We start from the raw sequence: 25,747 nt of genomic DNA, 5'->3' as shown, positions 1-25,747 counted from the left end.
ACCCGAGGACCGTTTTCCGTCAATGATCCCTGCGGGCTGCAAACCTACACATCCCCCCAGGCGAGTACTACCCAACCAGCCCCCGAAGGGGCGGCGGCCCCCGGAAGCGCCGTCCGGGCCGAGGGCTAGGCTCTCTTCCCGTGTCCAAGGTCCCGGATCTGGCGAAGCGGCTCCTCCTCGGCCGCGCGCTGAGCAGTTCCCAGCAGCACGAGCAGCTGCTGAAGAAACGGATCGCGCTTCCGGTCTTCGCCAGCGACGCGCTGTCGTCGGTGGCGTACGCCCCGCAGGAGATCATCCTCGCCCTCGGGGCCGGCGGGCTCGTGATGTACCACTACACGCCCTGGATCGCCGCGGCCGTCGTGGTGATCCTGCTGACCGTGGTCGCGTCCTACCGGCAGAACGTCCGGGCCTACCAGAGCGGCGGCGGCGACTTCGAGGTCGCCACCGCCAACCTCGGCGGCAACTGGGGCGTCGTCGTCGCCAGCGCCCTGCTGGTCGACTACGTGCTCACCGTCGCGGTGTCGGTGTCGTCCGGCGTGGAGAACCTCGGCGCGCTGCTGAAGTTCATGCAGCCGCACGAGGTCGCCGTCGCGATCGGCATCGTCGTCCTGCTCACGATCGGCAACCTGCGCGGCCTCAAGGAGGCCGGCGTTGCGTTCGCGATCCCCACCTACCTGTTCATGTTCGCGGTCTTCAGCATGCTCGCGTGGGGCGGCCTCCGCCTGGTCGCGGGCACCGACCTGGAGGCCGAGACCGCGCACTACGAGGTCCGCGGCGACGAGATGGACGTCGCCGGGTTCGCCCTCGTCTTCCTGCTCCTGCGGGCGTTCTCGTCCGGCTGCGCCGCGCTGACCGGGGTCGAGGCCATCAGCAACGGCGTGCCCGCGTTCCGCAAGCCCAAGGGCGAGAACGCCGCCAAGACCCTCCTCGCGCTCGGGCTCGTCGCGATGACGATGTTCGGCGGCGTCACCGCCTTCGCCTACGTCACCGACGCCAAGTTCGCCGAGCCCGACCAGGGCAGCCATCTCGTCGACCCGTCCACCGGCAAGGCCGTCACCGACGCCGACCCGGTCATCGCGCAGGTCGCGCACACCGTGTTCAGCAACTTCACGCCCGGGTTCGCGCTCGTCACCGCGATGACCGCGCTGATCCTGTTCCTCGCCGCGAACACAGCGTTCAACGGGTTCCCGGTGCTCGGCTCGGTGCTCGCGCAGAACCGCTACCTGCCGCGCCAGCTGCACACCCGCGGCGACCGGCTCGCCTACAGCAACGGCATCATCATCCTCGCCACCATGGCCGGGCTGCTGATCTACGCCTACGACGCGTCGGTCAGCCGGCTGATCCCGCTGTACACCGTCGGCGTGTTCGTGTCGTTCACGGTCAGCCAGGTCGGCATGGTGCGGCACTGGAACCGGCTGCTCGCCGACGAGCGGGACGGGGCGCAGCGCCGCCGGATGAAGTCGTCCCGCGCCATCAACGCGTTCGGCGCCACCCTCACCGGCATCGTCCTCGTCGTGGTGCTGATCACCAAGTTCGCGCTCGGCGCCTACATCGTCTGCATCGCGATGCCGCTGCTGTTCCTGCTGATGAAGGGCATCCGGCGGCACTACGACCGGGTCGCCGAGGAGCTGGTGCCCTCCGGCGAGGACGTCGCGCTGCCCGCCCGCAACCACGGCATCGTGCTCGTCTCCAAGATCCACAAGCCGACGCTGCGGGCGCTCGCCTACGCCCGCGCCACCCGCCCGTCCACGCTGGAGGCGGTGACCGTCGCGGTGGACGCCGAGGAGTCCCGGCAGCTCCAGGAGGAGTGGGAGGCCCTCGACGTCCCCGTCCCGCTGAAGATCCTCGACTCGCCGTACCGGGAGATCACCCGGCCCGTCCTGTCCTACGTCAAGAGCATCCGGCGCCGCAGCCCCCGCGACGTCGTCACCGTGTTCATCCCCGAGTACGTCGTCGGCCACTGGTGGGAGCAGCTGCTGCACAACCAGAGCGCGCTGCGGCTGAAGGGGCGGCTGCTGTTCCAGCCGGGCGTCATGGTGACGAGCGTCGCGTGGCAGCTGCGGTCCTCCGACCGGCTCAAGGGGCGGGTCGAGCCGCCCGGCCCGGGCTCGTCCCGGCGCCCGCCGCGGACCGGGGCGCGCTCCGGTGCCGGTAATGTTTCGGATCGTGACTGAACTCGAACCCGACGTCCTCGAACTGGAGGTCGGCAACGTCGCCAACGGCGGTTTCTGCGTCGCCCGGCACGAGGGCCGCGTGGTCTTCGTCCGGCACGCCCTGCCCGGCGAACGGGTGAGAGCCCGCGTCACCGACCGGACGAAGAACTTCCTCCGCGCCGACGCCGTCGAGATCATCGAGGCGTCCCCGGACCGCGTGGAGCCGCTGTGCCCGTTCGCCGGGCCCGGCCGCTGCGGCGGCTGCGACTGGCAGCACGCCTCCCTGCCCGCCCAGCGGGCGCTGAAGGCGGCCGTGGTGGAGGAGCAGCTCCAGCGCCTCGCGGGCATCACCCGCACGGTGACGGTCGAGGAGGTCCCGTACCCGGTCGACTCCGAGGTGGCGCCCCCGCCCGGCCTCGGCTGGCGCACCCGCGTCCAGTTCTCCGTCGTGGGCGGGGCCGTCGGGCTGCGCAGGCACCGCTCCCACGACATCGAGCCGATCGACGAATGCCTGATCGCGCACCCGGGCGTCGAGCTGATGGGCATCGAGCGCAAGCGCTGGCCGGGCGCGACCGGCGTCGAGGGCATCGTGTCCGCGACCACCGGCGACCGCCTCGTCGTCCTGCGCGGCCGTGACCGCCGCAAGATCAGGGTGCCGCGGCTGGACGTCCCGGTCCGCCTCGTCCGCGGCAAGCCCGAGCCGGGCGCGTCCCTCCCGTACGTCCGCGAGGAGGTCTCGGGGCGGCTGTACCAGGTGAGCGGCAGCGGCTTCTGGCAGGTCCACCCGGGCGCCGCGCAGCTGCTCGCCGACGCCGTGCTGGACGCCCTCGAACCCAAGCCCGGCGACATCGCCCTCGACCTGTACTGCGGCGTCGGCCTGTTCGCCGGCGTCCTCGCCGACCGCGTCGGCCCGGACGGCCTCGTCGTCGGCGTCGAGTCGGACGGGCAGGCCGTCCGCGACGCCCGGCACAACCTGCGCGACCTGCCGAACGTGTCGATCGAGCGCGGCCCGGTCGAGGAGGTCGTCGCCGACCTGGAGTTCGGCCGCGCCTCCGCCTCGTCCCGCACGCAGAACAAGCGCGGCGGCGGCCACCACCGCGGCGAGCGCGTCCGCCGCGCCGACGTGGTCGTCCTGGACCCGCCCCGCACCGGCGCGGGCCGCGACGTCGTCGAGCACATCACCCGGCTCGCCGGCCGCAAGATCGCCTACGTCTCCTGCGACCCCGCCACCCTGGCCCGCGACCTCGCCTACTTCGGCGAGCGCGGCTGGACCCTGGAGACCCTCCGCGCCTTCGACGCCTTCCCCATGACGCATCATGTCGAGGTTCTGGCGGTGCTGGTCAGGGGCTGAACATCGGGTCTGACCTGCGGAGACGATTCTCCGGGGTCAGGTCCCGGGAGGCCGGACCAGCGGCAGGAAGATCGTGTCGACGATCTCCTCGATGACGGCGTCGGGCACGGGGGCGAAGGTCAGCAGGATCTCGTGCCGCAGCAGGTCGAACGGCAGGCTCTTGATGCGGTCGGTCAGGCGGTCCGGTTCGATCTCGCCGCGCCGGACGGCGCGGTCGTAGATCGTGTCGAGGGCCTCGGCGCGGCCCGTGACGGCGGGGTCGTGCAGCTCGCCGAGGTCCTCGCCCACGTCCCGGTGGTAGCCCGCCAGGGCTCCGTAGACGAGGGTGATGAGCCGGACGCGCGTCGTGCCGATCTCCCGCATCAGGGACACCAGGTCGTCCCGCAGGCTGCCGGTGTCGGGGACTTCCAGCAGTGACTCCCGGAGCACGTGGGCGATCGCGGCGCGGACCAGCTCGTCGCGGTCGGACCAGCGGCGGTAGAGCACCGGTGGGCTGGTGCCGGCCCGCCTGACCACGGCGTCGATCGTGAACCTGGCGTAGCCGTGCTCGGCGAGCTCGTCCCAGGCCGCGTCGAGGAGCGCCTTCTCCAGCGCGGCCCCGCGGCGCCGCTCCGCCATCCGCCCGCCTCCTTTTTAGAAAGAGTTGCCTATCTCATCGTAGCGGCCTACGCTGAGGACCGTTAGATAGAGAACTCTTTCTAAGGATGGTCCTCCGTGAGCCTTCCCCGAGACGCGGCGGCCGCGCCTCCGGTACCTGAGCCCGAGCGCGTCGACCCCGCCGTGCGGCGCATGGCGGTCACCCTCATCACCGGCGCCCTCGCCGTCGTGTTCGACACGACCATCGTCACCGTCGGCCTCGACGACCTGGCGGCCGACCTGCACACGTCCCTGTCCACGGTCCAGTGGGTGAGCACCGCGTACCTGCTGGCGCTGTCCGCCGCCGTCCCGGTCGCCGGATGGGCCCAGTCGCGCTTCGGCGGACGGCGGCTGTGGATCATGGCCCTGGGCGGCTTCCTGGCCGGATCGGTGCTGAGCGCCCTGGCGTGGGACGCGGCGAGCCTCATCGCCTTCCGCGCCGTCCAGGGCGCCGCCGGCGGCCTGATGATGCCGCTCATGGTCACCCTGCTCGTGCAGGCCGCCGGGGGGCGGAACATCGGCAGGGTCATGGCCGTGATCACCGTGCCCACCGCGCTCGGCCCCGTACTGGGCCCGGTCCTGGGCGGCCTCATCCTGCACCAGGCCGACTGGCGCTGGATGTTCTACTTCAACATCCCCTTCTGCGCCGCCGGCGTCTGGCTCGCCCGGCGCAACCTGCCCGACGACCGGCCGTCGGCCGAGGAGCCGCCCGCCGGCCTGGACGTGGTCGGCCTGTCGCTGCTGTGCCCCGGCACCGCCGCGCTCCTCTACGGCCTCTCCCGGATCCAGAGCGGCGCGGACCTCGCCGCCGCCCATGTCCTCGTCCCGCTGCTCGGCGGGCTCGCCCTGGTCGCCGCCTTCACCGCCCGGACGCTGGCCCGGCCCGCGGGCGCCCTGATCGACCTGCGGCTGTTCCGCCACCGTGCGGTGGCCTCCTCCTCCGCCCTGCTCTTCCTCGGCGGCCTCGGCCTGTACGGCGCGATGCTGCTGCTGCCGCTGTACTTCCAGCAGGTCCGCGGGCAGGACGCCCTGGGCGCCGGTCTCCTGCTCATCCCGCAGGGGCTCGGCGCGCTCCTCGCGCGGGGCGTCGCGGGGACCTGCGTCGACCGCTTCGGGCCCCGCCGGGTCGCCGCCGTCTCCTTCGCCCTCGTCGCCGCGGCGACCGTGCCGTTCGCGTTCGTCACCGCCCGTACCGGTGATGTCCCGCTCATGGCCGCGCTGTTCGTCCGCGGCGCCGGCCTCGGCGCCGCCATGATCGCGCCGGCCGGCGCCGTGTACGCCGGCCTCGGGCGCCACGAGATCCCCGACGCGAGCATCATCAGCCGAGTCGCCCAGCAGCTCGGCGGTTCCGTGGGCATCGCCGTCCTCGCCGTCGTCCTGCAGAGCGGTGCCGGGACCGCCCGCGGGCCGGAGGCCCAGGCCGCCGGGTACGGCCACGCGTTCTGGTGGACCGCGGCCCTCACCCTCGCCGCCCTCCCGCTGTGCCTGGCCCTGCCGGGCCGGCGGGGGCATAACGTGGACCCGTGATCGAGATCAGGGACGTCCCGGAGTCCGACGCCGAGCGCATGGTCGACCTCGCGGGCATGGTGTTCCATGCCCGCGTCGACGACCGCGAGCGCGACGCCTGGAGGCCCCGCCGCTCCGAGCGCATCGGCGCCTACGACGGCGAGACCCTGGTCGGCCAGCTCGCGACCCTCCCGATGCGCCTCGCCGTCCCCGGGGCGTTCCTGGACTGCTCGGCGGTCACCTTCGTCGGCGTGCTGCCGACCCACCGCCGCCAGGGGATCCTCACCTCCCTGATCGACCGCATGCACCGCGACGCCGTCGCCGCCGGCCGTCCCGTGGCCGCGCTGTGGGCGTCCCAGGGCGCCATCTACGGCCGCTACGGCTTCGGCCTGGCGACCCGCGCCGCCGTCCTGGAGGTCGACAGCTCCCGCCCGCTGGACCTCCGCACGGCGCCCGACCCGCGCCCGCTCCGCCTGGTCGACACCGCCTCCGCCCCCGAGGTCCTCGACCCGATCCACCGGCGCGGCCTCGCCGCCCGCCCGGGCGGGCTGGTCCGCGATCCCGAGTGGTGGACCCGCTCGATCCTCCGCTCGGTGGACGACGAGGCCGCGGGCTTCACCGAACCGCGCGTGGTGGTCCACCCCGCCGGCTACGCCGTCTACCGCGCCGACGAGAACAAGACGATCAGGGTCGTGGACCTGGTGGGCGAGACGCCCGAGGTGGAGGCCGCCCTCTGGCGCTACCTGGCGTCGATCGACCTGACCTCGCGCATCCACGCCCCGAGCCGTCCCGTGGACGACCTGCTCCCGTACATGGTGACCGACCCCGACCAGGTGACCGTCAAGGAGAACTACGGCGCCCTCTGGCTCCGCCTGGTCGACGTCCCGGCCGCGCTCCGCGCACGCGAATGGGCCACCGAGGACACCTTCGTCCTGGAGGTCGAAGACGCCCGCATCCCGTCCAACAGCGGCCGCTGGCGCCTCACCGCGGGTTCCGAGCCCGCATGCGAACCGACGACGGACTCCGCCGACCTGGTGCTGACCGCCGCCGACCTGGCCGCCGTCTACCTGGGCGGCACGACCCCGATGACCCTCACCCGGGTCGGGGCCGTGACCGAACGGACTCCGGGCGCCGCGGCCCGCCTGACCGCGGCCCTGGCCGTCCCGCTGGCCCCCTACATCAACGACGACTTCTGATCGCGTCGGCGAAGCGGGGGCCGTTCGCGATCCCCCCGGCTACCGCCAGAAGAAGACCTTCGCGCTGCCGTCCGTGATGGTCGCCGGGGAATCGCCGTGCTGGATGAGCTGGAAGCGCACCCGGTGCCCGGACCGGACGGTGTCGGCGGGGAGGCCGTAGACCAGGTTCATCGTGTCGCCGACCGAGCGGAAGTCCTGGACGGGGCCGGCCTCGTACTTGCTCGTGTCCTCGATCTCGACCTCGATGGCGCGGGCCTGGATGAGGGTGCCTTCGGGGACGCCGGTCACGGTGGCCGAGACCATCAGGCTGTAGCGGGCGGAGCCGGTGAGGAGGCTCGGGCCGCCCGGGTTGTTGTGCTGGTGCTCGGTGTCGGAGTACTCGTGGTCCCAATCGACGTTCGTCCACTTGCCGGGGGGAAGCTGCTGCTCGGTGTCGGTGCCGACGGACACGTAGTCGGGCATGTCGTCGTCTCCCTCGGGCGAGACGCCGACGCGCCACTGCCCGTAGTCGCTCTTCACGGCGCGGTCGTAGTCGACGCCGACGCCGTTGACGGTGTGGTCGTTGGAGTACTGCTGGAGCTGGGCGCGGGCGTCCCAGCGGCCGCCCGACCAGGCGTACGTCTGCCAGCCGTAGGTGATCTTCCGGGCGTCGAACGCGCGCTTGACCGGGCCGTAGCCGCCGTAGAGGCCGACCCGGTCGCGGCCGAGGACGCTCGCCGCGCCGTCCAGGTAGGCGTTGATCTCGTCCTGCTGGGAGGCGGAGGCGTCCCAGTCGGCCGCGAAGTAGACGGGGCGGTCGTCCGGCATGCCGCAGGCGGCGGCCTGGGCGGCGGCGTCCCTGGCGTCGGCCGCGCCGGCGGAGCGCCCGGCCAGCGGGCGCTTCGCGGTGCTCTCCCAGACGACGACCAGCCAGATGCCCGCCTTGGACAGCTCGTCGGCCTCCTTGCGGGTGAGGTTCTTGCCGGTCGTGTCGTGCGACAGGTAGCGGCACGCGAACTTCGCCCCGGCCCGCTTCAGCGCGGCGGCGCCGGGGCGTCCCCACGCGTAGTCGACGCCGAAGACGGCCATGTCAGCTCCATCGGTCGGGGATTCGGTTTTGGCCGATTCAACAGGCTTCGCCCTTTACGTCGCAGCAAATTAGACATGTTCATGCCGTCCCGGGCGGCCCGCGGCGACACGCCGCCGGGGCGCTAGGCGGCCGCTCCCCGGGTCGCTACAACGGACGTGTCCGCAACGAATCCGCAGGCCACGGGGGGTCTCATCATGGTCTGGACACTGCAGAGGCGCGGTCTGGCGCTGCTGGCCGCGGCACCGCTGCTGGGGGCGCCGGCGGCGGCCTACGCCGACGGCCCCGGCCCGACCGCGCACAAGGGGGACAAGGGGAGCGACTCCCGGCCGGCTCCCAGACCCAGAACGCATGCCAAGCCCAAGCCGCACGCCAAGCCCAAGCCGCACACCAAGTCCGAGACGCATGCGAAGCCCAAGACGCATGCGAAGCCCAAGGCGCACACAAAGCCCAAGGCGCATGGCAAGTCCGAGGCGCATGCGAAGCCCAGAACGCACGCGAAGCCCAAAACGCACGCGAAGCCCAAGGCGCATGGCAAGCCCAAGGCGCACGCGAAGTCCGAGGCGCACGCGAAGCCCGAGGCGGTCGTGCTGCGCACGAAGAGCCCGAAGCAGGCCGTCGTCCCCGGACGCACCTACGAGTGGGCCTTCACGGTGACCGCCAGGGGGCCGAAGAAGTCCGGCAAGGCGGTGTTCAGGACGACGCTGCCGAAGTCGCTGGCGTTCGTGTCCGGGGAGAAGCACTGCGAGTCCGCCGGACGGAAGGTCGTGTGCGACCTGGGCACCGTCAAGAAGGGGCACCGGGCCGCCGGCGCCATCAAGGCGAAGGTGTCGCGGCACGCCGAGCCCGGCCAGACGATCAGTCCGCGCGGGACGGTGACGTGGGGCGGGGCGCGCGCCGCCCGCAGGTTCCCGGCGGTCCGCGTCGCGCGGACCGCCGACCTGGCGCTGGCGAAGACGGCTCCGGCGACGGCGCGGAAGGGCGCGAAGATCCCGTTCACGCTGCGGGTCCGCAACCTCGGCCCGGCCGCGGCCGGCGACGTGACCGTCGAGTCCCGGGGGCCGATCGAGATCGTCGGCGGGGACGCGGCGTGCGTTCCGCTGGGGCGCGCCTACCGCTGCGCGGTCGGGTCGCTCCGGGCCGGGGAGTCGCGGACCCTGCGGCTCACGGCCGTGCCGCGCGGGAACGTCCGGGCCGGGACGGTGCTGGAGTCGTCCTGGACGGCGGCCTCGCCGGTCACCGACACCGACCGGGCGAACAACCGCGCCGTCCTCCGCACGAAGATCACTAAGCGGCGCTGACCCGGTGGCGCGAACGGGTCCGCCGGGGTACCAGGATGGTGTCATGCGTCTTCGGATCTTCACTGAGCCCCAGCAGGGGGCGAGCTACGACACGCAGCTGGCGGTCGCCAAGGCGGCCGAGGACCTCGGCTTCGACGCGTTCTTCCGGTCCGACCACTTCGTCAAGATGGGCGACGTGTCCGGCGAGCCGGGCCCGACCGACTCCTGGGTCACGCTGGGCGCGCTGGCCCGCGAGACCGGCCGGATCAGGCTCGGCACGCTGGTGACGGCGGCCACGTTCCGGTACCCGGGGCCGCTGGCCGTCGCGGTCGCGCAGGTCGACCAGATGAGCGGCGGCCGGGTCGACTTCGGGCTCGGCACCGGCTGGTTCGACCAGGAGCACACCGCCTACGGCATCCCGTTCCCGAGCCTGGGGGAGCGGTTCGAGCGGCTGGAGGAGCAGCTCCAGATCCTCACCGGGCTTTGGGGGACGCCCGCGGGCGAGACCTTCTCGTTCAGCGGCGCCCACTACACGCTGACCGACTCGCCCGCGCTGCCCAAGCCCGCCCAGGCGGGCGGCCCGCCGATCATCATCGGCGGGTTCGGGGCGAAGCGGACGCCGCGCCTCGCGGCCCGCTACGCCGACGAGTACAACGTCCCGTTCCACAAGGTGAGCGAGACCGGCGAGGCGTTCGGCCGGGTCCGCGCCGCGTGCGCCGAGGCCGGCCGGACGAAGCCGCTGGTGTACTCCGCCGCCCAGGTCGTGTGCTGCGGGCGGGACGAGGCGGAGCTGAAGCGCCGCGCCGACGCGATCGGGCGGGAGGTGTCCGAGCTGCGCGAGAACGGCCTGGCCGGGACGCCCGGCGAGCTGGTCGACAAGATCGGCCGGTTCGGCGAGCTGGGCGCCGAGCGCGTCTACCTGCAGGTCCTCGACATGCACGACCTGGACCACCTGGAGCTGCTGGCCGCGGAGGTCATGAGCAAGGTCTGACGTGCGGGGAGGCCCGCGGCAGGGAGCGTTCCGTGCCGCGGGCCCCTCTCGCCCGGTCGGGCTCGCCCGTCAGGCGGCCTCCTCCTGCGGGCGCGGATGCATCGGCAGCAGGAACGCCGCCGCGAACGCCAGCCCGAGCATCCCGACCTCGACCCACAGTGTGATCTTCATGGCGTCGCTGAAGCCGGCCTTCGCCGAGTGCTCGCCCGCCTGCGCGACCGCCTTCTGCACGGCGGGCGCCGACTGCGGCACGGCGGCGACGGCGGCCCGGACGTCGTTCTGCATCCGGTGGCAGGACGCGGGGACGGCGACGGCGTCCTTGGCGGTGGCGCGGTCGTGGCCGCAGTCGCGCAGCCCGGACACGATCCGGTCCTGCAGCGGGGCGGGGACGGACGCGGCGGCCAGCTCCCGGCGCAGCGCGGGCGCGCCGTCGTCGGCGGCGGCCGCGACGTGCCCGCCGAGCAGCCCGAAGAAGATCGTGCCGAGGACGGCGGCGCCGAGCGCGCTGCCGAGCTGCTGGACGGCGGTGACCGTGCCGCCCGCCGACCCGGTCTCCTCCGGCTCGACGCCGGCGATGACGGTGTCGAAGAACGGGGCCATCAGCATGCCCATGCCGAGGCCGGTCACGGTCAGGGCGGGGACGAGCTGCCAGGCGGTGACGTCGGTCCCGGCGTACTGGAGCGTGGCGTAGGCGCCGGCGATGCCGGCGGCCATGACGGCGGTGCCCGCGTGGATCACCTTGCGGCCGAAGCGCTGCAGGGCCTGCGCGACGCCGAACCCGATGATGATGCCGATCGACCAGGGGATCTGCGCGAGCCCCGCCTTGAACGGGGTGAAGCCGAGCCCCAGCTGGAAGAACAGGGCCAGCACCAGGCCGAGGCCCGCGACCCCGGCGAAGAACACCAGCCCGAGGACGAGGCCGCCGGAGAAGCCGCGCTTGCGGAACAGGCTCGGCACGATCAGCGGGTCGCCGCCGGCCCGCTGCTTGCGGGTCTCGTACCAGGTGAAGACGCCCCAGACGGCGAGGGACGCGGCCATCATGAGGAAGGTCCACAGCGGCCAGTCGTGCTCGCGGCCCTGGACGAGCGGGTAGATCAGCAGGCCCGCGCCGACCGAGGCCAGGGCGGCGCCGGTGAGGTCCAGGCGGGTCGCGTGCTCGGCGCGCCCCGCGGGCAGGAACCTCAGCCCGGCCAGCACGGCGGCGGCGCCGAGCGGCAGGTTGATCAGGAAGATCATCCGCCAGCCGGTGCCGAGCAGGTCGGCGTCGATCAGCCAGCCGGCCAGCACCGGGCCGCCGACCGACGACAGGCCCATCACCGGGCCGAACAGCCCGAACGCGGTGCCCATCTCCTTGGCGGAGAACATCTGCTTGATCATCCCGATGCCCTGCGGCAGCATCAGCGCGCCGAACAGGCCCTGCATGGCGCGGGCGCCGACCAGCATGCCGGGGGAGACCGCGCCGCCGCACAGCAGCGAGCCGATCGTGAAGCCGGCGGCGCCGATGACGAACATCCGCTTGCGGCCGTAGAGGTCGCCGAGGCGGCCGCCGGTGATGAGCCCGACCGCCATGGACAGCGTGTAGGCGGCGGCGAGCCACTGGATGGTGGCGGCCGATCCGCCCAGCTCGGCCCGGATCGTGGGGGCCGCGATGTTGGTGATCAGCGCGTCCAGCATGTCCATGATCTCGCCGGCGAGGATCACGAACAGGGCGATCCAGCGCCAGCGGTAGCCCGCCTCCGCGGTGTCCCGCGCACGGGAGGTCAATGTCTCGGTCATCGTGGTCTCCGCATCATCGAACGATGTTCGTAATTACGAACGCTGTTCTATAGCCGAACGTCGTTCGTGTCAAATACGATGTTCGTTGTTCGGCCGAACTTCTCTCGCCAGTAGAGAAGATATATCGCGTTTCGCGATAGTCAAGATGTATCGCGAGATTGGGAGGATCCGACGTGGCCACCGCACGCCCGGACAAGCCGGCGCCCGGCCTGCCGACGCCGCCCGGACGCAGGCCGCGCAGGGCCGCGCCGCCGAGGCGGCCGCTCACCCAGGAGGCCGTCGTCGAGGCGGCGATCGGCGTCCTGGACGCCGAGGGCCTGGAGGCGGTGACCATGCGCCGCGTCGCCCAGGAGCTGGGCACCGGCCCGGCGTCGCTGTACGCGCACGTGTCGGGCAAGGAGGAGCTGCGCGAGCTGATGCTCGACCGCGTCGCCGCCGAGATCAGGCTCCCCGAACCCGACCCGGCGCGCTGGCAGGAGCAGCTGAAGGAGCTGGCGCGCGAGATCCGCCGCGTCTACACCTCGCACCGCGACATCGCCTTGGTGTCGATGGGCCTCATCCCGACCGGCCCCCACCTGCTGGACGTCGCCGAGGCGCAGCTCGCGCTGATGCGGGCGGGCGGCGTGCCGAAGAAGATCGCGGGCATGGCCGTGGACACGCTCGGCATGTTCCTCGACGCCGACGCGATCGAGGGGACGGTCTACTACGCGAAGGCGCCCGCCGGCGAGGACCCGCACGAGTTCTTCGAGGCGTACTTCGGGCAGTTCAGGGAGTACTTCGCGGCCCTGCCGAAGGACCGGTACCCCACCATCACCGGGATGGTCGAGGAGCTCACCGACGCCGACGACGACGGACGGTTCGAGTTCGGGCTCGACCTCCTCGTCCGGGGCATCGCCTCCTACGTGAAGGACGCGGACCGCGCGGAGGACGGGGACCGCGCGGAGGACGCGGGGAGCGCCGGCTAGGCGAAGTCCCCGAAGGCGTCCTCGAAGGCCGCCTGCCGCGGGGAGCCCTTCGCGGTGTCCCACACCGCGAAGACGACGTGCTCGAAGCGGCCGGCGAACTCCCCGCCCGGCCGCAGCGGCCCCGCGAACGCCTCCGCGACCTCGGCCGGGTCGTTGCGGAACACGCCGCAGCCCCAGGCGCCCAGGACCAGCCGGCCGTGCCCGTGGGCCAGCGCCACCGCGAGGACCTTGCGGGCGCGCAGCCGCAGCACCGCGCGAATCCGCTCGGCGTGGGCGGGGTCCCGGATCGCGCCGCGGTTCGGGGCCGGGGACGTCAGGAACGCGACGCGGTACGGGGCGTCCAGCAGCCGCCCCGCGTCGTCGCGGAACACCGGCACGCCCGGCGAGTAGATCATGTGGTCGCTGTAGAGGAGGTCGCGCTGCGCGCGGTGGAAGTCGTAGAACTCCCTGGCCGACAGCAGCGACCTGTACAGGCCGGACGAGCGCGCCAGCCCCTCCTCCTGGGCGTGCGCCCCGTTCAGGAAGCCGCCGCCCGGGTTCTTCGCGGACGCGAAGTTGAGCGCGAGCGGGACCGCGCCGCCGCCGCACAGCCGGCGGGCGGCGGCGAGGGTCGTCTCGCCCGTCACCTCGACGCGCGTCCCGGCGCCGGCCCCCGCGGGCGGCCGCTCCAGGAGCGCGTCCAGTTCGTCCGGCCGGTACAGGACGGTTCCCTCGACGGCGCGGGCGAGGTCGCCGGCGATCGAGACGGCGCGGCCGGAGGGCGCCGTGTAGCCGCCGCGTTCGAGGATGGCCACGGTCTCCTGCGCGGTCATCCGGCGGGGGTGTCTGCTCATGTCGTGCGGCATTCTTCCGGAAAAACAAATGCGGATCATCTGGTTATGTCCGCCACACTGGGCGCGTGCTTCTGACGATCACCACGACTCTGGACCAGGCGACGGACCTGGGATTCCTGCTGCACAAGCATCCCGATCGGGTGCAGCGGTTCGAGCAGTCCTTCGGGACGGCGCACGTCTTCTACCCCGAGGCGGACAAGCGGCGCTGCACGGCGGCGCTGCTGCTGGACGTCGACCCGGTCAAGCTGGTGCGCACGCGCGGCAAGGGCACGCCGGACTTCTCCCTCGGCCAGTACGTGAACGACCGCCCCTACGCGGCGTCGTCCCTGCTCGCCTCCGCGATGGCGAACGTCTTCCGCACCGCCATGCGCGGGCGGTGCGCGGCGCGTCCCGAGCTCGCGGAGTCGCCGATCCCGCTGGAGATCGTCCTGCCGGCGCTGCCGTGCCGGGGCGGGCCGGGGCAGGCCGAGCGCTTCTTCGCGCCGCTCGGCTGGGACGTGTCGGCGGTGCCGGTCCCGCTCGATCCGGAGTTCCCCGAATGGGGCGACTCCCGGTACGTGACGCTCACGCTGACCGGGACGACGCGGCTCGCCGACGCGCTCAACCAGCTGTACGTGCTGCTGCCCGTTCTGGACGACGCGAAGCACTACTGGCTGGCGCCGGACGAGGTCGACAAGCTCATCCGGGCCGGTGCGGGCTGGCTCGCCGCGCACCCCGGCCGGGGCGCGATCACCCGCCGCTACCTGGCGAACCGGCGCGGGCTGGTCCGCACCGCGCTGGGCCGCCTCGCCGACGCCGAGGACGCGCCCGACGAGGAGCTCGACCCCGTGCAGGTCGAGGAGGAGCCGGCCGCCGAGAGCGGCGAGAGCGAGGAGAACGACGGGAAGGCGGTCTCCCTCGCCGAGCACCGCCTCCAGGCCGTCGTGCAGGCGCTGCGCGACGAGAACGCCCGGCGCGTCATCGACCTCGGCTGCGGCTCGGGGCGGCTGCTCGCGCGGCTGCTCAAAGACGACTTCTTCAGCGAGGTCTCCGGCGCGGACGTCTCGCACCGCGCGCTCGGCCACGCCTGGCGGCGCCTGCGCTGGGACGACCGGCAGCGCCGCGACGGCCGGGTCGGGGACGTCTTCCAGGGCGCCCTGACCTACGCCGACGAGCGGTTCGGCGGCTACGAGGCGGCCGTGCTGATGGAGGTCATCGAGCACATCGACCCGCCGCGCCTGCCCGCCGTCGAGCGGGTGGTGTTCGGGCACGCCGCGCCCCGCGTCGTCGTCGTGACGACCCCGAACGCCGAGCACAACGTCCGCTACGAGGGGCTCGCCCCCGGGGCGATGCGCCACTCCGACCACCGGTTCGAGTGGACGCGGGCCGAGTTCCGCGCCTGGGCCGGCCGGGTCGCCGAGGCCCACGGCTACCGCGTCCGCCACGTGCCCGTCGGCGACGACGACCCCGAGGTCGGCGCGCCCACCCAGATGGGGGTGTTCACCCGATGACCGAGATCAAGATCCCGGAGATGGGGCTGGTCGTGCTGGTCGGCGTGACCGGGTCGGGCAAGTCCCACTTCGCGCGCAAGCACTTCGCGCCCACGCAGGTGGTCTCGTCCGACTTCTGCCGCGGGGTCGTGTCCGACGACGAGAACGACCAGTCCGCGACCGGCGACGCGTTCGACCTGCTCCACTACATCGTGGCCAAGCGGCTCCGGCGCGGGCTGCTGACCGTGGTGGACGCGACGAACGTGCAGAGCAGGGCGCGGCAGGCGCTGCTGCGGATCGCCAGGGACCACGACGTCATGGCGGTCGCGATCGTCCTCGACGTGCCCGAGAGCCTCGCCGCCGAGCGGAACGCGGCCCGCCCCGACCGGAACCTGCCGCCGCACGTGATCCCGCGCCAGCGGCGCGAGCTGCGGCGCGGCATGCGGGAGCTGACCCGCACGTTCCGCCGCTGCCATGTGCTCACCGGACCGGACGAGATCGACGCCGCGACGATCGCCTACGAGAAGGCGTGGAACGACAAGCGCGAGCTGACCGGCCCGTTCGACATCGTCGGCGACGTGCACGGATGCCGTGCGGAGCTGGAGGACCTGCTCACCGGCCTCGGCTACGAGATCGAGCGGGACGCGCTGGGGCGCGCCGCGGGGGCGCGCCACCCCGGCGGGCGGACCGCGGTCTTCGTCGGCGACCTCGTCGACCGCGGGCCGGACTCGCCGGGCGTGCTGCGCCTGGTGATGGGCATGGTGGCCGCCGGCGACGCGCTGTGCGTCTCCGGCAACCACGAGGTGAAGCTCGTCCGCGCCCTGCGCGGGCGCAAGGTGCGGGCGACGCACGGCCTCGAGGTGTCCCTGGAGCAGTTCGCCGCCGTGGACGACGGCTTCCGCGAGAGCGCGCTGGCGTTCATGGACGGCCTCATCAGCCACTACGTGCTGGACGGCGGCCGCCTGGTCGTGGCCCACGCCGGGCTCAAGGAGGACTACCACGGCCGCTCGTCGGGGCGGGTCCGCTCGTTCGCGCTCTACGGCGACACCACGGGGGAGACCGACGAGTACGGGCTCCCCGTGCGGTATCCGTGGGCCCGCGACTACCGGGGCAAGGCCATGGTCGTGTACGGGCACACGCCCGTCCCGGAGGCGGAGTGGGTCAACAACACCATCTGCCTGGACACCGGCGCCGTGTTCGGCGGGAAGCTGACCGCGCTGCGCTACCCCGAGCGCGAGCTGGTGTCGGTTCCGGCGCGGCAGGTCTGGTACGAGCCGGCGCGACCGCTGGAGAGCGCGTCCGCCAGGCCCAGGGACAACGACGTCCTCAACATCGGCGACGTCCTCGGCAACCACGGGGTCGAGACCCGCCTCATGGGCCGCGTCGCCGTCCGCGAGGAGAACGCCATGGCCGCGCTGGAGGTGATGAGCCGGTTCGCCGTGGACCCGCGCTGGCTCGTGTACCTGCCGCCCACCATGGCACCCGCCGACACCTCGCCCCTGCCCGGATATCTGGAGCATCCGGCCGAGGCCCTCGCCGCCTACCGGGACAAGGGGATCACCCGCGTCATCTGCGAGGAGAAGCACATGGGCTCCCGCGCGGTGGCCGTCGTCTGCCGCGACGCCGCCGTCGCCGCGGCGCGCTTCGGCGTGGACGACGGGACGGCCGGCGCCGTCTACACCCGCACCGGGCGCTCGTTCTTCCGCGACCCGTCCCGCACGGCCGAGGTCCTGGACCGGCTCCGCGCCGCGATCGGCGGTGCCGGGCTGTGGGACGAACTGGACACCGGATGGCTCGTCATCGACGGTGAGCTGCTGCCGTGGTCGGCCAAGGCCATGGACCTGATCCGCACGCAGTACGCGGCGGCCGGCGCGGCGGCCCGCGCGGCGCTGCCCATGGCGTCCGGCGTCCTGGCGCGCGCCGGGGAACGCGGCCTCGACGTCGGCGGCCTCCGCGAGCACATCGACCGGCGCGCCGCGAACGCGTCCCGGTTCCGGGACGCCTACGCGCGCTACTGCTGGACGGTCGACGGGCTCGCCGGGCTGCGGTTCGCCCCGTTCCAGATCCTCGCGGGGGAGGGCCGCTCGTGGGCGGAAGCGCGCGGCCACGAATGGCACATGTCCGCGGCGGAGCGCCTCGCGGAGAGCGACACGAGCGGGCTGGTCCGGCGGACGGAGTCGGTGACGGTCGACCTGGGGTCGCCGGAGTCGGAGTCCGCCGCCACCGCATGGTGGGAGAAGCTCACCGCCGCGGGCGGCGAGGGCATGGTCGTCAAGCCGCTGGGCCCGTTCCCCGATGACGCGAAGATCCAGCCGGGCGTCAAGTGCCGCGGGCGGGAGTACCTGCGGATCATCTACGGCCCGGACTACACCGAGCCGGGCAACCTGGACCGGCTGCGGCGCAGGTCCCTCGGCCGGAAGCGGTCGCTGGCGATGCGGGAGCACGCGCTCGGCGCCGAGGCGCTCGCCCGGCTCGCCGCCGGGGAGCCGCTCTGGCGCGTCCACCAGGCGGTCTTCGCCGTCCTGGCGCTGGAGTCCGAGCCCGTCGACCCGCGCCTGTAGGCGAGTGCCCATAGGCGCGTGCCCATAGGCGCGTGCGGCCCGCCTCGCCGGGCGGGCCACGGCGCGCCGGATCAGGTCGAGAACAGCATGTGGAAGACGCTGCCGTGGTGGGGGCGGTGGTGCCCGTGGTGATGGTGGTGCACCGAAGGTGCGGGCGCGCCCCATCCCGGTGCCGCGGCCGGCGGCGGAGCCGCCCGGTACTGCGACTCCATCTGGCTGAGGGCCTCCAGTTCGCCGTAGTCGAGGAAGATGCCCCGGCAGCTGTCACATTGCTCGATGTGGACGCCGCTGCGGGTGTAGGTCCGCATCACGCCACGACACTTAGGGCAGTGCATCGCCTTGTCGTCCTTCCGGTATGGATCCCCAGCTAGAGGCTAAATGTAGGGCAGGTTTCACGCCACGTCATGCCGCGTCCCCCGCCGCGGATATTCTCGTGCAGGCGTCGATCATCGCCTGCTCCGGCCCGTCGAGTGCCCGATCTTCCCTCCCCGCGGATATGACGCACGTGGCGGCGATCTGGATCGCAAGACTTCGTGCGGGTATGTCCAGGCTTGTCCATGGGTCGCCCTGTGCGGGGACGGCCGGGCCGCCGGCCGCGGTGTACGCGCCCAGGAACCGCTCCCACTCGTCCGAGGGGAGGACTCCGGCAGAGTACAGCGCCGCCGGGCGGGCGAGATCCCAGGCGGGGTCGCCGCGCCCCATGTCCTCGATGTCGATGAGCCGCCACCGCCCGTCCCTGACGCGGACCATCTGGCCAAGGTGCCAGTCTCCGTGGATGAGGCGCTCCGCCGGCGCGGGGGGCTCGTCCTCCTCACCGCGGATCCACGCGGGAAGGGTCGCGAACGCGCGCCGCACGGCGTCCTCGGCGGGACCGCCGCCCAGCCGGGCGACCAGGCGGGCCACCCGCGCGGGACGTCCCCAGGGCGGCGCCCCGGCCGGGACGCCCGCCGAGTGCAGCGCCGCCAGCAGCCGGGCGCCCTCCTCCCAGGGGAGCGCTCGGCCCGGGTCGACCGGCTCGCCGAACGGCGAGACCGTGACCGTCCTGCCGTCCACGGTGAGGGGCGGGCCCAGCGGGGCGACGACGAGGCCGGTGAGCGCGCCCGCCAGCCGTATCCGCCCGAGGAACGCCGGGCCGTGCTCGCGGTCGGCCTGGTGCGCCTTCACCACCACGTCGCCGACGCGCACCACCAGCACGCCGTGCCGGTCGTACAGCAGCTCCGGGGGCGTGGCGGCGCCGGCCGAACGGCGCCCGATCTCGGCGAGCCGCGCGAAGAGCGCGGATCGGGCGGTCTCGGTCTCCACCCGCTCAGTCAACCACTCTGGGCCGATCCCATCCGGCTCTCCGGGGCCTCCGCGAACTCGTCCCGCAGCCGCTGCCGGACGACCTTGCCCAGCAGGTTCCTGGGCAGTTCCGTGCGCGGACGGAACTCGGACGGGACCTTGTAGTGCGACAGGTAGCGCTCGCAGTGCGTCCGCAGCTCCTCCGCCGAGAAAGGGTAGGCGGGGTGCTCGACCACGTGCGCGACGACGCGCTCCCCGCGCCGCGGGTCCGGCACGCCGACCACGGCGCAGTCGTAGACGGCGGGATGGCGGCGCAGCACCTTCTCGACCTCGGTCGGGAACACGGTGAAGCCGTTCACCTTCATCATGTCCCGCATCCGCTCCAGGATGGTGATGAAACCGTCCTCGTCCATCACGGCGATGTCACCCGTGCGCAGCCAGCCCTTCGACAGGGTCTGCGCGGTGGCGAGCGGCGCGTTCCAGTAGCCGGCGAAGACCTGCGGGCCGCGCACGACGAGCTCGCCGGGCTCGCCGGGCGGCAGCACCCGCGTCGGCTCGTCCTGGTCGACGATGACGACGTCGGTCATGGGCAGCGGCAGCCCGACCGTCAGGTTCCGCGCGGTGCCGTCCAGCGGGTTCCCGGTGACGGCGGGGGACGCCTCCGTGAGCCCGTAGCAGTTGATGAGCCCCTTCGCGCCGAGCCGCTCCAGCCGGTCGATCGTGCTCTGCGTGAGGCTCATCGCGCCCGAGATGAAGACGCGCAGCGACTGCAGGTCGGACGGCCGGAACCGGGGGCTGTCGAGCACCTGGTCGTACAGCGTCGGCACGCCGGGGAAGATGGTCGGCCGGTACTTGCGGATCGCGCGCACCACCCGGTCGCAGTCGAAGCGGGGGAGCAGCACCACCGCGCCCGCCGTCATCACCGGCGCGACGAGGCAGCTCATCAGCCCGAACGAGTGGAACAGCGGCAGCACCGCCAGCGTCACGTCCTCGCCCGGCCGCCGCCCGCCGACGTCCCAGGCGTGCTGCTGGCAGGCGTTCGCGATGAGGTTCCGGTGCGTCAGCATCGCGCCCTTCGGGCGCCCCTCCGTCCCGCCGGTGTACTGGATCGCCGCCAGGTGCCGCGCCGGGTCGACGGGCAGCTGCCGCACCGGCTGCCGCGCGGGGCGCTGCAGCTCCTTGAACGGGACGACGCCCGGGTCGTGCGGCACGTCCGCGGTGATGGCGGCGCGGCGCCGCTGCATCTGCACCAGCGGCAGCCGCAGCGCGATCCGCCGGGACGCCGGGAGGTAGTCGAGCAGGGACGTCACGACGATGTGGTCCAGCCGCAGCCGGGACCGCACCGCCCGCACCGTGGCGAAGGAACGGTCCAGCACCACCGCGACCCGCGCGCCGCAGTCCGCGAGCTGGCGGAGCATCTCCTCCTCGGTGTAGAGCGGGTTGTGCTGCACGGCGATGGCGCCCCGGCGCAGCACCCCGTAGAACGCGATGACCTGCTGCGGGCAGTTCGGCAGGATCAGCGCCACCCGGTCGCCGGGCTGGACGCCGAGCCGGTGCAGCCCGTCGGCGAAGCGGTCCACCGCCTCGCGCAGGTCGCGGTAGCAGATCTCCCGCCCGAAGAAGATCAGCGCCGGCTTGCGCGGATAGTGAGCGGCGGCATCGTCGAGCAGCCGAGTGACGGGGATGTCCGGGATGTCGAGATCGACGGGAACACCGGGCTGATACCTCCGTCGCCAGGGCTTGGAACGCAGTGACGAGTGCCACATAGCGCACGATTCAACCATTTCTCGGGCGTCCGCGCCGCCGCTTCACTCCCCGGGGGGCGTCCGGCGGGTCCATCCCGCGGAGGCCGTGACCGTCCGGGCGCCGTCCGCGGGCGGCGCGACGGCGCGGCCCTCGAAGGCGGTCGACAGGACGATGTGCGAGTTCATCTCGCCGTGCTCGCCGAGCCGCTCCAGCAGTCCTTCGAGGTGCGGCATCGACGCGACCCGCACCCGGAGCATCGAGCACCAGCTGCCGCTCAGCTTGTGGATCTCGGTCACCTCCGGCAGGTCCTCCGCGGCGGTGGTCTTCAGCAGGCAGCGGCCGAGGGCGCAGCGCATCTGCACGAACGCCGTCAGCGGCTGCCCGACCCGCGCCGGGTCGACCTGCGCCCGGTAGCCGGTGATCACTCCGGACTCCTCCAGGCGCCGCACCCGCTCGGCGACGGCGGGGGAGGAGAGGTTGACCAGCCCCGCCAGCCGGCTGAACGAAAGGCGGCCGTCCCGCTGCAGCTCGGCGAGGATGCGCCAGTCGGTCTGATCCAGCTCGCGATCCATGATGAAAGTCCTTCCCGGGAAACTCCTTCCAAACTAAAGGCCGAAGCCGCCGAATGCCATCGACCTCCCCTTCAGAAGGCGGATCGACGTTCATAGCGTTAAGGGATGACCAAGCGATCCGGCCCCATGGCGGCCTTGTGCTCGGGCGCCGCCCTGATGAACGCGTCCATGGCGGTGACGAGCGCGACCGGCACGCTGGTCGCCGCGGACCGGCTCGGCGCCGGCTGGGGCGGCGTGCCCAGCACCGCCGGGATCGTCGGGACGGGCGCCGGCGCGCTCGTGCTGACCAGACTGGCCCGCCGGCTCGGCCGCCGCGCCGGCTTCCTCCTCGGCTACGCCGCGGCCGCGGCCGGCGCCTGCCTGGCCGCCGCCGCGGTCGCGGCCGGGGACGTGGCCGGGCTGTGCGCCGGGATGCTGCTGCTCGGCCTCGGCAACGCGGCCGCCCAGCTCTCCCGGTACGCGGCGGCCGACCTGCACCCGCCCGGCCGGCGCGGCTTCGCCATCGGGCTCGTCGTGTGGTCCGCGGCGGCCGGCGCGGTCGGCGGCCCGCTGCTGCTCGACCCCTCCGGCGTGCTCGCCGGCCGCGCGGGCCTGCACCCGCTGACCGGCCCGTTCCTCCTCGCCGTGCTCACCTGCGCGACCGCCGCCGCGGCGGTCACCGGTACGCCGCGCGGGCGGACGGCGGCGCCGGCGGCGCCGCCGCTGCGCCGGCTGATCCGGACGCCGGCGGCCCGCTCCGCGCTGGCGGTGATGGCGACGGCGCAGGTCGTGATGGTCGCCGTGATGACCGCGGCCCCGGTGGACATGCACATGCACGGCGACGGCCTGGACATGGTGGGGATGACCTTGTCCGCGCACACCCTCGGCATGTTCGCCCTGTCGCCCGTGACGGGCCGCCTGTTCGACCGCTTCGGCGCCCGCCCCGTGATCGTCGGCGGGCTGGCCACCCTGGCGGCGTCCACCGGCCTCGCCGCCGTCGCGACCGGCGGCCTCGGCCGTCCCGTGGCGCTGTTCCTCCTCGGGTACGGGTGGAACCTGTGCTTCGTCGGCGGCAGCGGGCGGCTCGCCCGCGACCTCCCCGAGGCGGAGCGCCCGCACGTCGAGGGCGCCGTCGACGCCGCCGTCTGGACGCTCGCCGCCGCCGCGAGCCTGCTGTCGACCGTCGTCCTGTCGGCGGGCGGCTACGGCGTCCTGGCCTGGACGTCCTGCGCCCTGGCCCTGCTCGCCCTCGCCGGGCGGGCGCGCTGACCGGTCAGATGCGTCCGGTGCCGCGGCAGACGTTGCATCTCTCGTGGGTGGCGGTGCTGGTTCCGGTCCCGTTGCAGCCGGGGCACGACCGCGTCGCCGGCTTGTTGTGCTTGCCCACGTCCACCACCTCCCCGGCGTTCATCCTAATGGGGCGCGGCCCGCCGGGCGCCGTCCCCGCCCAACAGTTCGAGGGCGGGACCGCCGGAGGTTCATCCGGAATGTCGTGTTGATCACGTGCCCAGGACCCCGCGCCCGCGGATGTCCGGCGCTTGTACCCTGTTCCCCACGAGCGCCGACCTCCCGATGTGGCGCACCGAGTGAGGAGAACCCGCGGGTTGGTGCCCCTGCCGCTGTCGACCGTGATCCGGCCCTACGAGTGGGGGTCGCGAACCGCGTTGCCGGAGCTGCTCGGCACCGAGCCGACCGGCGGCCCGCAGGCGGAGCTGTGGGCGGGCGCGCACCCGGCCGCCCCCTCGTCGGTGGACGGCACCCCCCTCGACGTCCTCATCGGACGCGACCCGGCCGGGATGCTCGGCGCGCCCTCCGTGGACCGTTTCGGCCCCACGCTGCCCTACCTGCTCAAGGTGCTGGCCGTCGAGAAACCGCTATCTCTCCAGGTGCACCCGACCGCCGAGCAGGCGGAGGCGGGCTTCGCCGCCGAAGAGGCGCGCGGCATCCCGATCGACGACCGCGCCCGCACCTACAAGGACCCCTTCCACAAGCCGGAGATGGTCTGCGCGCTCACCGACTTCCACGGCCTCTGCGGCTTCCGCGACCCCGCCGAAACGGCGGCGTTCCTCGAAGACCTCGCCGTCCCCGAACTCGGCGCCTGGATCACGGCCCTGCGCACCGCGCCGCCCGCGGAGGCGCTCCGCACCGTCCTGACCGAGGTCCTGGACGAGCGCTCCCGCTCCGTCCTCGCCGCGGTCGAACCCGCCCTCACCGGCGTCTACGCCGACATCGCCCGCGCCCACCCCGGCGACCCCGGCATCCTCGCCGCGCTCCTGCTCAACCACGTGCGGCTCAAGCCCGGCGAGGCGCTGTTCCTCGACGCCGGCGTGCCCCACTCCTACCTGGGCGGTCTCGCGATCGAGGTCATGGCGAACTCCGACAACGTCCTGCGCTGCGGCCTCACCGGAAAGCACATCGACATCCCCGAACTCATGCGCGTCGTGGAGTTCGTCCCCTCCGCCCCCGCCCGGGTCGAACCGGAGGGCAACCTGTACCGCTCCTCCGCCGAGGAGTTCGTCCTCGTCCGCCACGACCTCACCGACGACCCGGAAGAGCTGCCCGCCGGCCTCCCCCAGACGCTCCTCTGCGTGGAGGGCGAGGCCCGGCTCTCCTCCCTGCCCCTCGCCCGGGGCGAAGCCGCGTTCATCCCGGCCGGAGCACCGGCCGCCGCCCTCACCGGCAAGGGCACGCTGTACCGCGTGCTCCCGGGGATCGGGTCATGACGGTCCTCGCCCTCGACATCGGCGGCACCAAGTTCGCCGTCGCACGCGTCGACGCCTCCGGCGCGCTGCTCGACCGCGCCGAGCACCCCGTCGGGCAGTCGCCCACCGCCACCCTCCGCGGCCTCGTCGCCGACTTCGCCGACCCGTCCGTCACCGGCGTGGGGATCGGTTCGGCGGGTCCGATCGACGCGGCCGCCGGCACGGTCAGCCCGCTCAACATCCCCCGCTGGCGCGGCTACCCGCTCGTCGCCGCCGTCCAGCGCCTCGTGCCCGGCGTGCCCGTCTCCCTCGCCGGCGACGCCCAGTGCATGGCCCTCGGCGAATGGTGGCGCGGCGGCCACTCCGGCTCGTCCCTGCTCGGCGTCGTCGTGTCCACCGGCGTCGGCGGCGGCCTCATCATCGACGGCCGCCCCTGGACGGGCCGGACCGGCAACGCCGGCCACATCGGCCACGTCCCCGTCGACCCCGGCGGCGATCCGTGCGTGTGCGGCGCCCGCGGCTGCCTGGAGACGATCGCCTGCGGCCCCGGCATGGTCCGGTGGGCCCTCGCCCAGGGCTGGACCCTCGCCACCGGCCGCCCCGACGCCAAGGCCCTCGCCGCCGCGGCCCGCGCCGGCGCCCGCGTCCCCCTCGCCGCCTTCCAGCGCGCCGCGAGCGCCCTCGCCACCGCCATCCTCGGCACCGCCGCCGTCCTCGACATCCGCGACGTCGTCATCGGCGGCGGCGTGGCCGCCGCCGGGGACCTCCTCCTCGACCCGCTCCGCAAGACGATCGCCGAGCGCGCCGGCATGCCCCACCTCCGCGACCTGCACGTCACCCCCACCGCCCTCGACCGCGACGCCGGCCTCTACGGCGCCGCCGCCCTGGCCCTCCTCGCCTCCGGCGCGCCCCTCACCCGCCCCCACTGAATCCCACCCTCAACGCTTCCTTAAAGCGGGCATAAGGAGGGGGCGGGAGGGGCCCCGGGGTGCGAGGTTTGCGGCGTGGCACTGCGAATGGGCAAAGACACCGGTTCGTTCGTCCCCGGGATGCCGGGGCGGCGGATGCGCCCCGCGGTGGTCGCCCGGGCCTTCCAGGCGCTGCCGTCCGCGCACCGCGAGATCCTCACCGAGACGGTCTTCCGGGACCGGTCGGTCAACGAGGCCGCCGCCTCCCTGGGGGTGCCGGTCGACGTGGTCAAGGTCCGCGTCTACCACGCGCTGCGCGCGCTGAGCGCGGCCCTGGAGGCGCCGCGCACCACCGTGTGACGTCCGCGGGATCGCGGACCAGCGCGGCGAACGCCCGGACGAGCGGGCCGTCGCGGCTCCAGGCGAGCGCGACGCGCAGCGGCTCCACGTCCGTGAGCGGCGCCCAGGCCGGGGCGGGCGCAGTGGCGCGCCATGCCGGACGGCGCGAAGCAGATGAGTTCCGGGCCTGGGAATCGGTGGCCAGAGGGGCCGATTTCGACGAGCAGCCGATAAAAGGGTTGCCGGGGCGGGAACCGTCCGGGCACCATGGGCGTTGTACGGAACGAGACCGGAAGGAGGAGGAAGATGCGTCGCCATCGAATGCACAGCAGCAGCCTTTCCGGGCTCTTCGCAATCGAGGGTGTGGTGGGGGCTGGCGCGTCGGTCCGGGGATAGAGGTCGAGGTCTCCCGAGGATGGAGGTTCCTACGCCAGCCA

Annotated in this window: 21 protein-coding genes; 13 read left to right on the top strand and 8 right to left on the bottom strand. The window is 73.4% G+C overall.

The features are described 5' to 3' along the window. Nucleotides 1–140: 140 nt before the first annotated feature. Nucleotides 141–2,174: an APC family permease gene (locus ABTW95_RS09715; protein ID WP_396447139.1), complete on the top strand. Its 2,034-nt coding sequence runs from the start codon at nt 141–143 to the stop codon at nt 2,172–2,174. Then, nucleotides 2,155–3,504 (top strand): class I SAM-dependent RNA methyltransferase, encoded by a 1,350-nt coding sequence (locus ABTW95_RS09710; RefSeq protein WP_396447140.1) that lies wholly within the window; start codon nt 2,155–2,157, stop codon nt 3,502–3,504. The genes ABTW95_RS09715 and ABTW95_RS09710 overlap by 20 nt, the downstream gene beginning before the upstream one ends. A 36-nt stretch (nt 3,505–3,540) precedes the next feature. Here ABTW95_RS09710 and ABTW95_RS09705 read toward each other — a convergent pair whose 3' ends face one another. Continuing rightward, complete coding sequence (locus ABTW95_RS09705) at nt 3,541–4,122, bottom strand: TetR/AcrR family transcriptional regulator (protein ID WP_396447141.1); 582 nt, start codon at nt 4,120–4,122, stop codon at nt 3,541–3,543. Between the two features lie 96 nt (nt 4,123–4,218). On the opposite strand from ABTW95_RS09705, the gene ABTW95_RS09700 reads away from it, so the two are divergent. Both ABTW95_RS09700 and ABTW95_RS09695 read left to right on the top strand, forming a co-directional pair. Beyond that, nucleotides 4,219–5,667: an MDR family MFS transporter gene (locus ABTW95_RS09700; RefSeq protein ID WP_396447142.1), complete on the top strand. Its 1,449-nt coding sequence runs from the start codon at nt 4,219–4,221 to the stop codon at nt 5,665–5,667. After that, on the top strand, nt 5,664–6,842 hold the full coding sequence (locus ABTW95_RS09695) for a GNAT family N-acetyltransferase (protein ID WP_396447143.1): 1,179 nt from the start codon (nt 5,664–5,666) through the stop codon (nt 6,840–6,842). The genes ABTW95_RS09700 and ABTW95_RS09695 overlap by 4 nt, the downstream gene beginning before the upstream one ends. A 39-nt stretch (nt 6,843–6,881) precedes the next feature. On the opposite strand, the gene ABTW95_RS09690 is transcribed toward ABTW95_RS09695, so the two are convergent. Then, nucleotides 6,882–7,910 carry a glycoside hydrolase domain-containing protein gene (locus ABTW95_RS09690; protein WP_396447145.1) on the bottom strand — a complete coding sequence of 343 codons (1,029 nt, stop codon included), beginning with the start codon at nt 7,908–7,910 and terminating at the stop codon, nt 6,882–6,884. A gap of 195 nt (nt 7,911–8,105) precedes the next feature. Between ABTW95_RS09690 and ABTW95_RS09685 the strand changes: the two genes are divergently transcribed. Beyond that, on the top strand, nt 8,106–9,209 hold the full coding sequence (locus ABTW95_RS09685; protein WP_500225944.1) for a DUF11 domain-containing protein: 1,104 nt from the start codon (nt 8,106–8,108) through the stop codon (nt 9,207–9,209). 43 nt (nt 9,210–9,252) lie between these two features. Then, complete coding sequence (locus ABTW95_RS09680) at nt 9,253–10,179, top strand: LLM class F420-dependent oxidoreductase (protein ID WP_396447147.1); 927 nt, start codon at nt 9,253–9,255, stop codon at nt 10,177–10,179. Between the two features lie 69 nt (nt 10,180–10,248). Here the strand turns inward: ABTW95_RS09680 and ABTW95_RS09675 are convergent, their stop codons facing one another. Beyond that, on the bottom strand, nt 10,249–11,955 hold the full coding sequence (locus ABTW95_RS09675) for an MFS transporter (protein WP_396447148.1): 1,707 nt from the start codon (nt 11,953–11,955) through the stop codon (nt 10,249–10,251). A gap of 173 nt (nt 11,956–12,128) precedes the next feature. Here ABTW95_RS09675 and ABTW95_RS09670 point away from each other — a divergent pair, with 173 nt between their 5' ends. Continuing rightward, complete coding sequence (locus tag ABTW95_RS09670) at nt 12,129–12,920, top strand: TetR/AcrR family transcriptional regulator C-terminal domain-containing protein (RefSeq protein WP_396447149.1); 792 nt, start codon at nt 12,129–12,131, stop codon at nt 12,918–12,920. On the opposite strand, the gene ABTW95_RS09665 is transcribed toward ABTW95_RS09670, so the two are convergent. Further along, nucleotides 12,917–13,753 (bottom strand): TIGR02452 family protein, encoded by an 837-nt coding sequence (locus ABTW95_RS09665; RefSeq protein WP_396447150.1) that lies wholly within the window; start codon nt 13,751–13,753, stop codon nt 12,917–12,919. The two genes, ABTW95_RS09670 and ABTW95_RS09665, sit on opposite strands and share 4 nt — an antisense overlap. A gap of 65 nt (nt 13,754–13,818) precedes the next feature. On the opposite strand from ABTW95_RS09665, the gene ABTW95_RS09660 reads away from it, so the two are divergent. Together ABTW95_RS09660 and ABTW95_RS09655 are read left to right on the top strand one after the other, a co-directional pair. Continuing rightward, a complete protein-coding gene (locus ABTW95_RS09660) occupies nt 13,819–15,243 on the top strand; it encodes a 3' terminal RNA ribose 2'-O-methyltransferase Hen1 (protein ID WP_396447151.1) in 1,425 nt (474 codons plus the stop codon). Then, entirely contained in the window at nt 15,240–17,783 is a 2,544-nt protein-coding gene (locus ABTW95_RS09655) for a polynucleotide kinase-phosphatase (RefSeq protein WP_396447152.1), read from the top strand. The genes ABTW95_RS09660 and ABTW95_RS09655 overlap by 4 nt, the downstream gene beginning before the upstream one ends. A 71-nt stretch (nt 17,784–17,854) precedes the next feature. Here ABTW95_RS09655 and ABTW95_RS09650 read toward each other — a convergent pair whose 3' ends face one another. The 4 genes from ABTW95_RS09650 to ABTW95_RS09635 all read right to left on the bottom strand — a co-directional run bounded on the left by ABTW95_RS09650 (nt 17,855) and on the right by ABTW95_RS09635 (nt 21,382). Continuing rightward, nucleotides 17,855–18,118, bottom strand: a complete 264-nt coding sequence (locus ABTW95_RS09650; RefSeq protein WP_396447153.1) for a TFIIB-type zinc ribbon-containing protein — start codon at nt 18,116–18,118, stop codon at nt 17,855–17,857. Between the two features lie 67 nt (nt 18,119–18,185). After that, a complete protein-coding gene (locus ABTW95_RS09645; RefSeq protein ID WP_396447154.1) occupies nt 18,186–19,085 on the bottom strand; it encodes a phosphotransferase family protein in 900 nt (299 codons plus the stop codon). Between the two features lie 8 nt (nt 19,086–19,093). Further along, on the bottom strand, nt 19,094–20,830 hold the full coding sequence (locus ABTW95_RS09640; RefSeq protein WP_396447155.1) for an AMP-binding protein: 1,737 nt from the start codon (nt 20,828–20,830) through the stop codon (nt 19,094–19,096). A 42-nt stretch (nt 20,831–20,872) separates the two neighbouring features. After that, the gene (locus tag ABTW95_RS09635) at nt 20,873–21,382 is read right to left on the bottom strand and encodes an Lrp/AsnC family transcriptional regulator (RefSeq protein ID WP_396447156.1); all 510 of its coding nucleotides are present in this window, start codon (nt 21,380–21,382) and stop codon (nt 20,873–20,875) included. Between the two features lie 105 nt (nt 21,383–21,487). Here ABTW95_RS09635 and ABTW95_RS09630 point away from each other — a divergent pair, with 105 nt between their 5' ends. The 4 genes from ABTW95_RS09630 (at nt 21,488) to ABTW95_RS09615 (ending at nt 25,331) form a co-directional block, all read left to right on the top strand. Continuing rightward, nucleotides 21,488–22,630 (top strand): MFS transporter, encoded by a 1,143-nt coding sequence (locus ABTW95_RS09630; RefSeq protein WP_396447158.1) that lies wholly within the window; start codon nt 21,488–21,490, stop codon nt 22,628–22,630. 338 nt (nt 22,631–22,968) lie between these two features. Then, nucleotides 22,969–24,084: a mannose-6-phosphate isomerase, class I gene (gene manA / locus ABTW95_RS09625; protein ID WP_500225940.1), complete on the top strand. Its 1,116-nt coding sequence runs from the start codon at nt 22,969–22,971 to the stop codon at nt 24,082–24,084. After that, nucleotides 24,081–24,992, top strand: a complete 912-nt coding sequence (locus ABTW95_RS09620; RefSeq protein WP_500225938.1) for an ROK family protein — start codon at nt 24,081–24,083, stop codon at nt 24,990–24,992. The genes manA and ABTW95_RS09620 overlap by 4 nt, the downstream gene beginning before the upstream one ends. Before the next feature lie 75 nt (nt 24,993–25,067). After that, a complete protein-coding gene (locus ABTW95_RS09615; protein ID WP_396447159.1) occupies nt 25,068–25,331 on the top strand; it encodes a sigma factor-like helix-turn-helix DNA-binding protein in 264 nt (87 codons plus the stop codon). Nucleotides 25,332–25,747 lie beyond the last annotated feature (416 nt).

Origin of the sequence: Spirillospora sp. NPDC127506 (genome assembly GCF_040302145.1) — a bacterium.
Classification (GTDB): Bacteria; Actinomycetota; Actinomycetes; order Streptosporangiales; family Streptosporangiaceae; genus Spirillospora.
The sequence above is the reverse complement of the archived record's forward strand: the minus strand, read 5'-3'. Positions and strand labels throughout refer to the sequence as shown.

Bases quoted from the DNA above. Each gene is read 5' to 3' on its own strand.
- ABTW95_RS09680 (WP_396447147.1), top strand. From the start codon at position 9,253: ATGCGTCTTCGGATCTTCACTGAGCCCCAGCAGGGGGCGAGCTACGAC.
- ABTW95_RS09710 (WP_396447140.1), top strand. From the start codon at position 2,155: ATGTTTCGGATCGTGACTGAACTCGAACCCGACGTCCTCGAACTGGAG.
- ABTW95_RS09635 (WP_396447156.1), bottom strand. From the start codon at position 21,382: ATGGATCGCGAGCTGGATCAGACCGACTGGCGCATCCTCGCCGAGCTG.
- ABTW95_RS09665 (WP_396447150.1), bottom strand. From the start codon at position 13,753: ATGAGCAGACACCCCCGCCGGATGACCGCGCAGGAGACCGTGGCCATC.
- ABTW95_RS09650 (WP_396447153.1), bottom strand. From the start codon at position 18,118: ATGCACTGCCCTAAGTGTCGTGGCGTGATGCGGACCTACACCCGCAGC.
- ABTW95_RS09630 (WP_396447158.1), top strand. From the start codon at position 21,488: ATGACCAAGCGATCCGGCCCCATGGCGGCCTTGTGCTCGGGCGCCGCC.
- ABTW95_RS09705 (WP_396447141.1), bottom strand. From the start codon at position 4,122: ATGGCGGAGCGGCGCCGCGGGGCCGCGCTGGAGAAGGCGCTCCTCGAC.
- ABTW95_RS09690 (WP_396447145.1), bottom strand. From the start codon at position 7,910: ATGGCCGTCTTCGGCGTCGACTACGCGTGGGGACGCCCCGGCGCCGCC.
- ABTW95_RS09620 (WP_500225938.1), top strand. From the start codon at position 24,081: ATGACGGTCCTCGCCCTCGACATCGGCGGCACCAAGTTCGCCGTCGCA.
- ABTW95_RS09675 (WP_396447148.1), bottom strand. From the start codon at position 11,955: ATGACCGAGACATTGACCTCCCGTGCGCGGGACACCGCGGAGGCGGGC.
- ABTW95_RS09685 (WP_500225944.1), top strand. From the start codon at position 8,106: ATGGTCTGGACACTGCAGAGGCGCGGTCTGGCGCTGCTGGCCGCGGCA.
- ABTW95_RS09640 (WP_396447155.1), bottom strand. From the start codon at position 20,830: ATGTGGCACTCGTCACTGCGTTCCAAGCCCTGGCGACGGAGGTATCAG.
- ABTW95_RS09655 (WP_396447152.1), top strand. From the start codon at position 15,240: ATGACCGAGATCAAGATCCCGGAGATGGGGCTGGTCGTGCTGGTCGGC.